Source organism: Providencia burhodogranariea DSM 19968 (genome assembly GCF_000314855.2).
GTDB lineage: Bacteria > Pseudomonadota > Gammaproteobacteria > Enterobacterales > Enterobacteriaceae > Providencia > Providencia burhodogranariea.
In genome coordinates this window covers 2192236-2206062 of the sequence record NZ_KB233222.1, presented here as the reverse complement: position 1 = coordinate 2206062, position 13827 = coordinate 2192236, and the positions used below count along the sequence as shown (strand labels likewise).

General features: G+C 35.8%; 11 protein-coding genes and 1 pseudogene. 2 read left to right on the top strand and 10 right to left on the bottom strand.

Features of this window, described 5'->3' with window-relative positions; all coding sequences use genetic code 11:
* Positions 1-209: 209 nt before the first annotated feature.
* A complete protein-coding gene (locus OOA_RS09415; protein ID WP_040690917.1) occupies positions 210-2936 on the top strand; it encodes a sigma-54-dependent transcriptional regulator in 2727 nt (908 codons plus the stop codon).
* Positions 2937-2994: 58 nt separating this feature from the next.
* On the opposite strand, the gene hxlB is transcribed toward OOA_RS09415, so the two are convergent.
* The 8 genes from hxlB to OOA_RS09375 all read right to left on the bottom strand — a co-directional run bounded on the left by hxlB (position 2995) and on the right by OOA_RS09375 (position 9713).
* A complete protein-coding gene (hxlB, locus tag OOA_RS09410; RefSeq protein ID WP_008911919.1) occupies positions 2995-3558 on the bottom strand; it encodes a 6-phospho-3-hexuloisomerase in 564 nt (187 codons plus the stop codon).
* Entirely contained in the window at positions 3558-4598 is a 1041-nt protein-coding gene (locus tag OOA_RS09405; RefSeq protein ID WP_008911918.1) for a galactitol-1-phosphate 5-dehydrogenase, read from the bottom strand. Before OOA_RS09405 ends, hxlB begins: the two co-directional genes overlap by 1 nt.
* 186 nt (positions 4599-4784) lie before the next feature.
* Positions 4785-5642: a PTS system mannose/fructose/sorbose family transporter subunit IID gene (locus tag OOA_RS09400; RefSeq protein WP_008911917.1), complete on the bottom strand. Its 858-nt coding sequence runs from the start codon at positions 5640-5642 to the stop codon at positions 4785-4787.
* Positions 5643-5658: 16 nt separating this feature from the next.
* A complete protein-coding gene (locus OOA_RS09395; RefSeq protein WP_008911916.1) occupies positions 5659-6402 on the bottom strand; it encodes a PTS mannose/fructose/sorbose/N-acetylgalactosamine transporter subunit IIC in 744 nt (247 codons plus the stop codon).
* Between the two features lie 45 nt (positions 6403-6447).
* Positions 6448-6930 (bottom strand): PTS sugar transporter subunit IIB, encoded by a 483-nt coding sequence (locus OOA_RS09390; protein ID WP_008911915.1) that lies wholly within the window; start codon positions 6928-6930, stop codon positions 6448-6450.
* A gap of 17 nt (positions 6931-6947) precedes the next feature.
* Positions 6948-7337, bottom strand: coding sequence for a PTS sugar transporter subunit IIA (locus OOA_RS09385; RefSeq protein ID WP_008911914.1), 390 nt, complete (start codon positions 7335-7337; stop codon positions 6948-6950).
* A 493-nt stretch (positions 7338-7830) separates the two neighbouring features.
* Positions 7831-8664, bottom strand: coding sequence for a BPSS1780 family membrane protein (locus tag OOA_RS09380; RefSeq protein WP_008911913.1), 834 nt, complete (start codon positions 8662-8664; stop codon positions 7831-7833).
* Between the two features lie 566 nt (positions 8665-9230).
* Positions 9231-9713: an Lrp/AsnC family transcriptional regulator gene (locus OOA_RS09375; RefSeq protein WP_008911912.1), complete on the bottom strand. Its 483-nt coding sequence runs from the start codon at positions 9711-9713 to the stop codon at positions 9231-9233.
* A 185-nt stretch (positions 9714-9898) separates the two neighbouring features.
* Here OOA_RS09375 and OOA_RS09370 point away from each other — a divergent pair.
* Positions 9899-10320, top strand: a pseudogene (locus OOA_RS09370) (DUF2000 domain-containing protein).
* A gap of 233 nt (positions 10321-10553) precedes the next feature.
* On the opposite strand, the gene pflA reads toward OOA_RS09370, so the two are convergent.
* Positions 10554-11294, bottom strand: coding sequence for a pyruvate formate lyase 1-activating protein (gene pflA / locus OOA_RS09365; protein WP_008911910.1), 741 nt, complete (start codon positions 11292-11294; stop codon positions 10554-10556).
* Between the two features lie 203 nt (positions 11295-11497).
* A complete protein-coding gene (gene pflB / locus OOA_RS09360) occupies positions 11498-13780 on the bottom strand; it encodes a formate C-acetyltransferase (RefSeq protein WP_008911909.1) in 2283 nt (760 codons plus the stop codon).
* Between the last annotated feature and the right edge of the window lie 47 nt (positions 13781-13827).

Genomic DNA, 13827 nt, shown 5'->3' with positions numbered 1-13827 from the left:
ATTTTCAATTAGATTTGTTTTATCATATTATTAATACTTTGTGGATAGCATCACTTGTCATTTAGATACGACATGAATTATATTAGTAATAGATTTTATATCTTTATTAATCTTCAAGTTTTATTATATTTTAATTTTTTATTAAAAACCAAATTTATATCACTAAGTGCCCCATCAATAAAAATATTACTATAGGAAACACTTTGTATATGAGTAGGAAAGATAGAATATTGGAAAAAGTGATTGAATTAACGCAAAATAATTCAATAAGTGCGACGACAATTGAAATAGTTGAACAAACTGGAATATCAAGAGCTAACGTTAGTCATTACCTAAATATCCTGGTTAATGAAGGATTAATTTATAAAACAAATACGCGCCCAGTTCAATATCATACGAACAAAAAGGAACTTATTGGAAACGTAGAAAAGAATACAACTGAATATTTAAAGTCAAATATCCCTGATCCCTTTTATTATCTTTTAGGATATAACTCAAGCTTAAAAAAACAGATCAGCCAAGCAAAGGCGGCAGTGATTTACCCACCTAAGGGGTTACATACTTTATTAACAGGAGATACTGGCGTAGGAAAAAGTCTTTTTGCAACTTTAATGTACAAATACGCTGTGTTCATGAATCGTCTGGCAGATAATGCACCATTCATTGTATTTAATTGCGCTGATTATGCAAGTAATCCTCAGCTACTTGTTTCCCATATTTTTGGTCATGCTAAAGGGGCATTCACAGGTGCTGATAAAGACAAAGCAGGATTAATTAGTGAAGCAAATGGCGGAATGTTATTCCTAGATGAAGTACACCGGTTACCCCCAGAAGGTCAGGAGATGATCTTTTATTTTATGGATACGGGGACATACGGCTTCTTAGGTGAGACAAAACGCCATAGAGAATCTGAAATATTACTCGTCTGTGCAACCACTGAAGAACCTAGCTCAGCACTGTTATCAACTTTTTTAAGACGTATCCCGATTACGATACATCTTCCTAATCTCGCCCAACGAACACCAGAAGATCAAATTGAGCTGGTTAAATTCCTCGTAGAGATTGAATCTAAACGAATTAACTGTGCAGTATCGCTTGACCCAGAAAGTGTCAAAGCTATTGTGGGTTCTTCATTTACTGGCAATATTGGCAAATTAAAGTCCACCATACAATCTGTATGTGCTCAATTTTTTATTGATAAAAGTGCTCATGAAAATCATATAAATGTAAACTTTGAAGCACTAGAATTGACCACGAAAATGGGCGTTTTTAACCTAGAGCGTGACAATGACTATCAATCTAAAATAAAGCGAGCAATTGGTGATGGTATTCATGTATCACCAGATAGTCCACATTATCAATTATCAAATGACAGCTATATCGATTTAACTAAGCATGATACGCCTTTTAAGGTTTATGAATTCATTGATAATAGAATGAATTTTATCTTAGACCAAAAATTCGATATCCAACAAGTTAATCGCTATATTACATCTGAACTTAATAATTTCTTGTCATTTAACATTCAAAATAGCAAAGATAATTTTGATCATGGCATCGATAGTAAAATACTTAATTTCTGTTATTCATTACAAGCTGAGATTACGTTGCAACTTGGTAAAGAGTTAGGCAACGGATTTGTTTATTTATTTGGCTATCATTTACAGAATATTATCGACAATCCACAAACTTACCGTGTGAATACTTGGACTCGTCGTTATGCCATCGATAAATTTAAAGAATATGGTTCTGCTCAGACCATCAAAACACGGCTTCAAAGTGATTTTAATGTTTCGATTAATGATGATGAGGTTGCTTACCTCACTATTTTGTTATCATCTCTTGTTGTTCATGAACGAGGGAAAGTCATACATATTATTGTTGCCACTCACGGTGAAAAAATTGCGAGTAACATGGCAGATATCGCTAAAAAATTAATTGGCGAACAGAATATAACAGCCGTAGATATGCCACTGGATATTCGTCCAAATCAAGCTATAGATAAAATCAAAGGAACCATTATATCGACCGAAAATGCAAAAGGTTTTTTATTACTGGTTGATATGGGCTCCTTATTGCAAGCTGGTGAGATAATCGAACAAGAATATAATATTCCTGTCAAAACATTAGATATGGTTTCCACTCCTTTAGTGATCGAAGCCCTACGTAGAACGGTAATTTTGAATGCAGATTTAAATGAAATCTATTTTAGCTTACAGCACTTTAAAGGTTATGGCGCTAATAAGCCGGATTATCTCGCATTAACGGAAAAACCATTAGCGATTCTGGCCATTTGTTCAACAGGGAAAGGGATCGCTAAAAAATTACAAGATCTATTACGCTCTATTCTAGATGAAATGAATCGAAAGGATATCCACATCGTCAATATTTCAGTTGATGAAGTCTTATCAGAAAAACACAGCTTACTCACCGATTATCAGGTTTTATTATCAGTAGGGGTCATAGATCCGCAATTAGATGCACCGTATATTCCATTAGCCCATTTATTCACACCCGCTGGAGAATTAACTTTTCAGAATGTTATTGGTAGAAGCTTTACAACAGGAAAATCGGATGAAAATCCAGTGACGGTAACTAAGCTTTCAGAACAATACTTACAAGATTTTTTAGTATTTTTAAATCCGAAGAAAATTGTCCCAATTATAATGTCTTTTATTCGAAAAATAAGAGAAGAGCGAGAACTGGATGATTTTGGGAAAGATTTACTAAAAAATTGTGTTCATATTTGTTTAGCACTGGAAAGATCGATTCGACATGAATCTATTGAGTATAATAAAAATAATAAACAAAAATTGATGGATAGTCAGTTATTTAAAATTTATCAACATGCTAATTATTTACTTGAAGAAAAAATTGGTGCTAAATTAAGTGATGATGAACTGTTTTATATTATTGATATGATTGAATCTGAATAAATAATACGGGCAGACCTAGAGGGTTTGCCCGCATTCTCGATGATTATAAAACGTAGTGCTACTCTAGATTAGCATGATTCTTACTGACGTCAGCATATGACAATTCTTTTAATTGCATTAATTCTAAACAAATAATATCGCCAAATACCATTAATGATTGTTCAAATAACGTTGTCATTGGTTGAATTGATTGATAGGTTCCTTCCCCAGATTTTGATCCACATTTGAAATTGACAATGACGTCCGATTGCTGAGCAATTGAACTGTGTGGGCTAGAGGTCAAGTGAGCAATTTTAGCACCAATTTTTTTAGCGCATAGAGTGATGTGTTTAGGAATTAAAGATTCACCAGAACCCGAACCTACAATAAGCAAATCATTTTTACTTATTGGGGGTTCATTTACCGCACCGACAATATGAGCTGAAATACCTAAATGATTAAAGCGTTTAACCATCGTTTCTAATGCTAATAATACCCGTCCGACGCCGGTGACAAATATTTTGTCGGAAGCTAAAATAATAGCAATATAATCATCTGTTTGTGCTGGATCTATGTGTGATAATACAGTTCTTAATTCCTGACTGATATGATCTACACGCTCGATATATGAGAGTTTATCCATTACATCACCATCATTCCTTTACAATAAGGTTCGGAATTTTTGTACATTATTTGAATCAGGTTTTCGAGATCATCGATGCTTACTGTATGAGTAATCAAGTCATCAATTTTAAGTTTACCTGACTGAATTGCTTCCGCGGCATCTTTCCATTCATCGTGTGGATTCAATTTATAAACGGAATTGAATACGCCTAAAATAGTTGCTTCCTTACGCATAAATTTGTCATAAGCTAAGCGAGGTAAAACCATATCTGAATGCGGATTACCAAGTAGTAGAACCTTTCCATATACACGGCAAGATGCCAGAGAATTCACCAATCCAGAGGAGGAGCCACTGCCTTCGACACAAACATCAGCACCATGGCTATCCGTATTATCGAGTACCCATTGTACGGGGTCTGTTTCCCTTGCATTACATACCAAGTTAAAACCGAGTTTTTTGCAAAAATCAATTTTTTTCGGGTCGACATCGACGAGTAGTACTTTATTCGCACCATAGATTTTCGCCCAGCGAGCAACCATGATCCCAATGGGACCCGCGCCATAAATAACGACATTATCATTTAAATCTAAATGTGCTCTGCGCATGACGTGCAATCCAACAACTGCAGGTTCAAGCATGGCCGCTTCACGCAGATCTGTCTTATCATCTAACAGAATTAAATTGAATTCAGGTATTGCGACGTACTCACTAAAGCCACCGTCTTGTCTAGAACCAAAATAGCTGTAGTTTGTACATTTAGCATAGTGGTGCTCATGGCAAAATTGACATTCATTACAAGGTATTAATGGGAAGATTGCCGCTTTTCTGCCGATCAACACACCATCAACGCCATCTCCAACAGCTTCGATTTGTCCTGCAAATTCATGACCTAATACTAACGGATAATGGTAAGGACCATTAACAAATGCTCTTGGAATATCAGAGCCACATACGCCAGCGGCACAAACTTTAAGTAATACTTCACCAGCACCAGCGGTAGGTTTTTCACGTTCTTGTAATTCAAATTGCCCTAATTGGGTTAATGATAAAACTTTCATATAAACTCCAAGATCTGAATTGAAGATATATACCCGTCATACTTTAAGTTGCATGGATATTGATAGAACTCAGCGACCCAAGTCAAAATGTCATTTTTATGACTTGGGTTTTATCATCAGATAATGCTTTGTTTATTTATATCGTATAATTTAAATTAATTAAGGTATAAAGTTTAAATTAGAAGCTTAAGCTGCACCTGGTACAGCTAGTAGCCCAAGATAAGAGGTTGCGATACCAAAGATGAAAATAATCGCAATAACCGTATTTGGTTTCATTTTTTTTCTGATCATTCTCAGAATTGAAATAGTAATTAATAAAGGGATCAGTGACGGTAATAAGGTGTTTAAAATATCTTGGAATACAATATCAATACCATTGATGTTAATTGTGGCTGGTGTCATTACATCAACTCGAGCTGCAGCCATACCACCAACTACCATAAGACCAATTAAGCCAAATGCATTGGTTAATTTATCAATTAATCCTTTCTTTAATAGGTCGAGAATAACTGTTCGGCCTTTTTTATAACCTAAAAAGAACATATTTAAACTACAGAATATCATGATAAATTTATAGGCGACCTCAAATATGATAGGACCAGCTATATTACCTTGTATAGCTAAGTTACATGCAATTGCCGCTAGAATAGAATAGACAATGGCCTGAATCGTATCACCGATACCTGCGACAGGTCCCATTAATCCAGAGCGCAATGATGTAATAGTATTAGCAGGAATATCCGCGCCATTCGCACGTTGTTCTTCCATTGCAGAAGAAACACCTGTAATTACCGTACCGCAAAATGAGGGTTCTGTATTAAAGAAGTTGAGATATTTCTTTAATTCTCTAACCTGACTCTCTTTGTCATTTGGATATAATTTCCGAATGACAGGCACCATGGCGTTGGCTTGTCCTAATGCTTGTAAACGTTCATAGTTATAACAAGCTTCAGAAGAATAATTTAATGCCCAAGCTTTTAATAATTCGATTTTTGTGAGTGACTGTTTCTTTATGATTACATCAGTTTCTGCTATATTACTCATTATATCCACCTCTTATTTATTCTTTATTTACAGATGGTTTTAAATCCATATTCATGATAACTGCTGCAATAATGGCAAATACAGCGATACCCATAATATCTATTTTTAGGAATGCAACTAGGAAGAAACCAAGGAAGAAAAATGGCATTAAATGTTTCTTTCCTAAGAACGATACAAGCATTGCGATACCGAGTGCAGGCATAATACCACCGATAACTTGGAATGCTTCAACAAGGCTTTTTGGTATTTGTGATAGCATGCTCTTCATAAAATCTGCACCTAAGTAAACCATGCAGAAAGCTGGAATTCCGACTAAAATTAGTGCAACAAAGAATGATGGAACATAGTTCATAATCCGCATGCCAGTTATATTCCCATTATTTAGCATGGTCTCGGCTTTATGAACCCATAATGCATTAATACTCATTGCAGCTTGGAATGTGAGGATACCTAATAAAGAAAATGGCACGGCAAATACAACAGCAGTGGAAGGTTCAGCACCACTTAATATTGTCATTGCTGTTCCAAATACAGATGCGACAGGTAAGTTTCCTGGCATGGTCCCGCCAACAGTCATCCAGCCTAAATAGGCTAAGTTGATATAAGCTGCGGCTTTCATTCCTTCAATAGGATCGCCTAATGCAATTGCAACTAAAAACCCGGATATAATTGGATAGATCCAAGAGCGGGTTATTAAATGCATACCCCACCAGTTGGTAATTGTCGCAATTAACATAACTAATATTGCTGGGATTAACATGGTTATTATCCTTCAGTGTAGGATCAGATATTTTTATTATTAATATTATAAGTGTTGTAATAAATCACTCGGGTTATCATTTGGTATAACTTGTATTAAGATAGGTAAACCCGTTTTGCTTATCTCTCTAAAGGCCTCTCTTTCTGATTGTGATGCAGCTAGATTACGATATAATTTTGTTCTATTTTCATTCACTCCCATACCACCAACAGTAAGTGTATCGAAATTAACATCTTGTTTGATCAACTCCCAAACAGGTAGCGGACTTTTAACTAAGATAATAATTTGGTCATCTCGTCCATCATTTTGAATATTTTTTAAAATTGATACTGCATTATCTACAGAATAGATATTTAACTGCATATGACTTGGCACTGCCATTTCTAATACTGAAATCATAAAATCATCATTAACTAATTCATTATCAATAATGATAATTTTTGATGCATTTAAATGTTTAACCCATCCCGTCATAACTTGACCATGAATTAATCTATCGTCAATACGTAATAGTGAAATATTAGACATAATACATCTCCATTTTGTTATAGTGGTTTTATCGCATTTTTTCCGACGGTTACTGCTAACTCAACAAGTTCATCTAAATTTTCAACTTCGGAACGTTCAAGTAAAATATTGAGCAACATAGGAATATTAACTCCGGGTATTATTCGAGTTCCTGGCCTATTTTTTACAATAAAGGTTGAGGCATTAAATGGGCTACCTGATAGCATGTCCACAAGTATCAAGATAGGAACTACCGTGGGTAAGGTTTCAATAGCCTTAGTTATTTTTTTGATTAAGCCTTCCATATTTTCATCGGGTAAAAAGTCTAAGGTCATCACATCTTCTTGATCGCCTATAAGCATACGGCTGGTTTCTAATAGCTCATTCGCTAACTTTCCATGTGTAACAATCACAACGGTACACTTCATACTTTGCTGATCCCCTTATAATTCTGATTTGAGCTTTGAAAGCGAATATTTGCTATTTAACTCGGGTAATATTTTTAAACTCTGGTTGCTTGTCATATAGAGCATGTTTCGTGCCAACTTTATATTATTCTTATAAAACAATATGATAGTTGATACTGTTTTACCTTGTTTTTTAGTGTTTCTTTTTTTGAATTAGTGTTTCACGTCATTGATACACTAAACTTACAAGAGTTTTAAAAAACACTCGTGTTTCGCAGAAGAGTGATTAAACAAGAATATAAAAAGGTGATGTGATGAGTGAAAAGCAGAAAATGAATGCATTTTCTGAACATCAGAAGCTGAGAGCAGATTTATTTGCTTAGCGTTTTATTTAAATCAAAAAAATACCCAGTCACACAACGTGCTGGGTATTTTTAATCATTATTTATCAGTTATACACAAGTCACATAGATTGTATTACCTATATGCACCTTGAGTATTTTTAGTTAATAATTTACTCAACGATTGAGTTTTGTTGTGCTTTATTATCATGTGCAAAGAAGATACTGCGATAGCTAGTATAATAACCAACGTACATAATAGGCATGGTGATCAACAAACCTAATCCTAATGGAATTGCTGAAATAACTAAAATAATAGCCATTACGATAAAGAACAGAATACCGGGAAGGATATTTTTAGAGACAGCTTTCAAGCTAGCTGAAATAGCTGCACCGACTTTAAAATCATGGTTCATGATAAGTGCTGGTGCAAACCAAGTCATTGCAGCTGCTAATAAACTTGCGATAGCCATTATAATGAAAATATAGAAGAATGAACCACTTAATGCCATAACGACATCTGGAGATATTGTTCCATACTCATTCATTTCCATAACCGCTCCAAGTACAGCAGTACCACCAATCATTAGTGCGATAATCATGCCAATCAGCGTTACACCGAAATTAATCGCACCCACAGCAAAAAGAGCACCAAATTTTTGCTGGAAACCAGCAAATAATGAACCAATATCCACTTCGCCGGTTTTACGTTGTTTTTCACAAATCACAATAATGCCACCAATTAGGATTGGTGTCAGAAAGCTAACGAAAAAGTTCACAAATGGGATCATTGAGACGATAAGAATGAAAGCGAAGAAAATAATATTGATCAGTACCCACATTCCCAGTTTTTCTTTAACGATTGCCCAAGATTGGCTAATCCAATTAATGCCTTCACCTGCATCAACTGCACGTGGCTCGGGTAGAAACACTGAGTTATCAGTTTGATTATATTCGTTTGCAGAAGGGGTTGGTGTGTTCTGCGCATTGAAGTTTTCATTGTTCATGATGGAGAAATAGTCCGTTAGTAGTGAGTTAGCTATATATTATTATGTATAAATACTTTAAATAAAAAATCAAATCTTGCTAAGTATGATCTAAAATGGGAAAAAATTAAAGCAGACTATTCTGGTAAGTTTTATACTCTTAATTAAGGTATTGATTTCCCAAAGCAAAATTATAAGTCGATATATTGGATAATAAATCATAAAAAATAACATTTAAATTAATTTAGATCCTGAATATGAACTCAATAGGTCATCATTATTAGATAAACTAATGATGGTTATCTATGATTTTTATAAAAAATGCTATAGATATAAAGTATTTTATAAACAGATTTAATAAATATGAGTCGAATTCAAGATAAATAAAAAAATACAACATACAAGGGTGAGATTAAGATGATATTAATATAGGTAAGATATTTTTTATAACATAAAACTATTCTTAGAATATATGATATATCACTGTTTTTAGTGCGAGCCTGGTATCTTAATTATACTCTTAGACTGTATGAGGATAGTTTTACTTACCAACTAAATTAAATTTTAATGAGTTACGTTTTATATTATTAGTCTAAAGATGAATTAATTTTTGTAACGGGATAAGAAACTAATGGTTTAATTTCTTTTAGTACAAACATACTTTGCATTTCTTTTATACCAGGGAGGCGGCGGATGACCGACATAGCAAAGTCTGCATAAGAGTCTAAATCATGAGAGACGACCTGCAATAAAAAGTCGGCATCACCACCGATACTATAGCAAGATACTACATTTTCTAATTCACTAACTTCTTGCTCGAATTTTTTAGCTTCGGTTTCACTGTGACTATCAATAGTTACTCGAACAAACACCATGACACCTAAACCTATTTTTTTACGGTTAAGGATCGCTCGATAGCCTTGAATAATATTATCTTCTTCCAGCTTTCTCACTCGTCGCCAGCAAGGTGAGGCAGACATACCTACTTTATCTGCGAGTACTTGATTGGTAATGCGGGCATCATCTTGCAGTAGTTTAAGAATTTTGATTTCTGTCTTATTTATTGCCATATTAGACATTTCCTTGCTTACTATTATTATTAATAGGTTAATTTATTCCAAATCATAGCCTAAAACAGATGAGATAGGTAACAACTTTCTGTTTATTAATGACATAATCATCACAAGCTCACGCTAGAGTGGATAGTCACTTTAGCAATATATCAATATATAATTTGAAAATTAAAGAGGGAACTATGCAGTTTGATGCTTCTGTAGATCGTTGTGTGATTATAATTAATCAAAATTTACCCCTTGGCCTTGCTATTAATGCAGCGAGTATTATTGGTGTTGGAATTGGCAATGAAATTAAACAACTTATTGGTAAAGATTTAATAAGTGTCGATGGTGTTGATTATCCCGGCGTTATTTCATCCTCATTACCAATATTAAAAACGACAAATGATATAATAAAAAAATACAAAAAGACTGCTCTAAGCTTGAAGGTATTTATATTCTACCGTTTAGTTTAATTGCTCAATCGTGTAAAAATTATGATGATTATGCTCAAAAGCTAACGAACACTCAAGATCAGGATATTCAATTAGCAGCAATTGGTTTGGTTGGTAATAAAAGTAAAATTAATAAATTAACGGGCAATTTATTACTATTTAAATAGGAATCTAACCTGCGATCAATTCTTAAAGAAATACTTCAATTTGCATGCCGAACATTGTGAATAGTATTTTTTATTCAGAGGCTCGAATGTATTTATAACAATGTTAGGATCACTTCATACATCTTGAATTGTTTTTCGATGAACAGTAATGGATATATTTATTGCTGGAATTGGAATGAATATTTTTATGGGGGAGTGTAGGCTCTACACGAGGGCAGAGCCTAGCTAATCTATTAATACATGACGTTGTGGCCATAGCTCTCAAGTATGCCTTTCACACGTTCCATGATCTCTTTTGAGGGGGGGGTAACATCAGCAAGCTTGTATTCCTCACCCATCGTTTCCCATTTATGTCTACCTAATTCATGGTAAGGGAGCAATTCAATTTTCTCGATATTTTTCATGTCCTTAGTGAATTCACCTAATAGATGAACTGAGTGGTCATCATCACTCCACCCCGGAACAACGACATACCGTACCCACGTTTTTTGATTACGTTTTGCAAGGTAGCGAGCAAACTCAAGTGTACGATGATTAGAAACACCCACCAGTACCTGATGAATCTCATCATTAAGTTGTTTTAAATCTAACATCACTAAGTCTGTAGCATCTATTAACTCATCAATAACAGGGTCATAGCGACGAACAAACCCATTTGTATCAAGGCAAGTATTAATATTTTGCTCTTTACAAGCTCGGAACCAATCACGGACAAACTCAGCCTGCAAAATAGCTTCACCACCGGATGCAGTTACACCGCCTCCAGTCGCATTCATAAAATGGCGATATGTGACAGCTTCTTTCATTAGCTCATCTACGGTGACCATTTTACCCGTATGTGTATCCCACGTATCACGGTTATGGCAGTACAGACAACGCATTAAACAGCCTTGAAAGAAGACAATAAATCGTATGCCTGGGCCATCAACGGTCCCGCAGGATTCAAAAGAGTGGATACGACCTAATATAGACATAGCAGGAACTCCAAAAATACCCGTTATACTTCAAATTGCAGTTGAATTGACTGACTGATTTGACTATATATGTAGCTATTTACGATTTTAGTAACTACTTACAATCAATGACTTACAATCAAAAATTTAAATTATTCGGGTTTAGTTCTGAAAAAGCCCCATGAGTCCGGGGCTTTTATTTATATTATTTTAATTGCTAATTATTACATTGAACTGGTAAAAGTACGAGTAATAACGTCTTGCTGTTGTTCTTTAGTCAATGAATTAAAGCGCACTGCATAACCAGAAACACGAATGGTCAACTGTGGATATTTCTCAGGGTTTTCCATCGCATCAAGTAACATTTCCCGATTCATTACGTTGACGTTCAAGTGCTGGCCACCTTCAATTGATGCTTCATGATGGAAATATCCATCCATCAGGCCTGCCAAATTCGCTTTACGGACATCATCATCTTTGCCTAACGCATTTGGTACGATAGAGAAGGTATAAGAGATACCATCTTTCGCGTAAGCAAACGGCAGTTTAGCAACAGAAGTCAGTGAAGCAACAGCACCTTTTTGGTCACGACCGTGCATAGGGTTTGCACCTGGTCCGAATGGTGCACCAGCACGACGACCATCTGGAGTGTTACCCGTTTTTTTACCATAAACCACGTTAGACGTGATTGTCAGGATAGACTGAGTTGGTACTGCGTTGCGGTAAGTATGCAGTTTCTGAATTTTCTTCATGAAACGTTCAACTAAGTCACAAGCGATATCATCTACACGAGAATCGTTATTACCGAATTGTGGGTATTCACCTTCGATTTCAAAGTCAATTGCAATACCATCTTCATCACGAATTGGTTTAACTTTTGCGTATTTAATAGCAGACAGTGAGTCAGCTGCAACAGACAGACCTGCGATACCACAAGCCATTGTACGATATACATCACGGTCATGTAGAGCCATCAGTGCAGCTTCATAGCTATATTTATCATGCATATAGTGGATGATGTTCAATGCAGTGACATATTGTGTTGCAAGCCAGTCCATGAAGTGGTCCATACGATCCATCACTATGTCGAAGTCAAGAACTTCGTCTAGGATTGGGGCATGTTTAGGACCTACTTGCATTTTCATTTTTTCATCAATACCACCATTGATGGTATACAGCATAGTTTTCGCTAAGTTTGCACGAGCACCGAAGAACTGCATTTGTTTACCAACAATCATTGGGCTCACACAACATGCAATAGCGTAGTCATCACTATTGAAGTCAGGGCGCATTAGGTCATCATTTTCATATTGAACTGATGATGTATCGATAGAAACTTTCGCTGCATATTTTTTAAAGCTAATAGGCAGTTTTTCTGACCACAGGATAGTCATGTTAGGCTCTGGAGAAGGGCCCATAGTGTATAGTGTGTTCAAGAAACGGAAAGTATTCTTAGTGACTAGGGTACGACCATCAAGACCCATACCCGCCAGTGATTCTGTTGCCCAGATTGGGTCACCAGAGAACAGCTCATCATATTCAGGCGTACGCAGGAAACGTACCATACGCAATTTCATGACTAAATGGTCAATCAGCTCTTGAGCTTCTTGTTCAGTCAGATGACCCGCATTAATATCACGTTGAATATAAACATCTAAGAATGTTGAAACACGGCCAAATGACATTGCTGCGCCGTTTTGTGATTTAACTGCCGCTAAATAGCCGAAGTAAGTCCACTGAACGGCTTCTTTTGCGTTAGTTGCTGGTGCTGAAATGTCATAACCATATTTTGCAGCCATTTCTTTAATTTGACCCAATGCACGATGCTGTTCAGCAATTTCTTCGCGCAATTGGATAGTCATTTCCAGATCTTCACCTTGCTCTAATCTAGCTTGCAAAGAATTGAATTGGTTAAATTTATCTTTCATCAGGAAATCAATACCGTACAGTGCAACACGACGGTAGTCACCGATGATACGACCACGGCCGTATGCATCAGGCAGACCTGTTAAGATGCCTGATTTACGGCATTTTAGGATGTCTGGGGTATAGACATCGAAAACACCTTGGTTGTGGGTTTTACGGAATTCAGTGAATGTTTTTTTCAGGCTAGGATCTAAAATACGGTCATAAGCTTTACATGAACTATCGACCATTTTGATCCCACCGAATGGGATAAGACCACGTTTCAGAGGAGCATCAGTTTGCAGACCAACGATCTGTTCTAAATCTTTGGTAATGTAACCAGCATCATGTGAAGTAATCGTTGACGCAACGTCAGTGTCAAAATCAACAGGTGCGTGAGTGCGGTTTTCGATTTTGATGCCTTCCATGACTTTTTCCCACAACTTATCAGTTGCTGGGGTTGAGCCTGCTAAGAAAGATTCATCACCTTCATATGGAGTATAGTTTTTCTGGATAAAGTCACGTACATCAACATCACCCTGCCAGTTACCTTGGTTAAAACCTTGCCATGCTAAAGCGAATTTTTCATTTAATTCTGACATGATACTTTTACCTTTTAACAATGGATCTTTTAAGGATCTTAATAAAT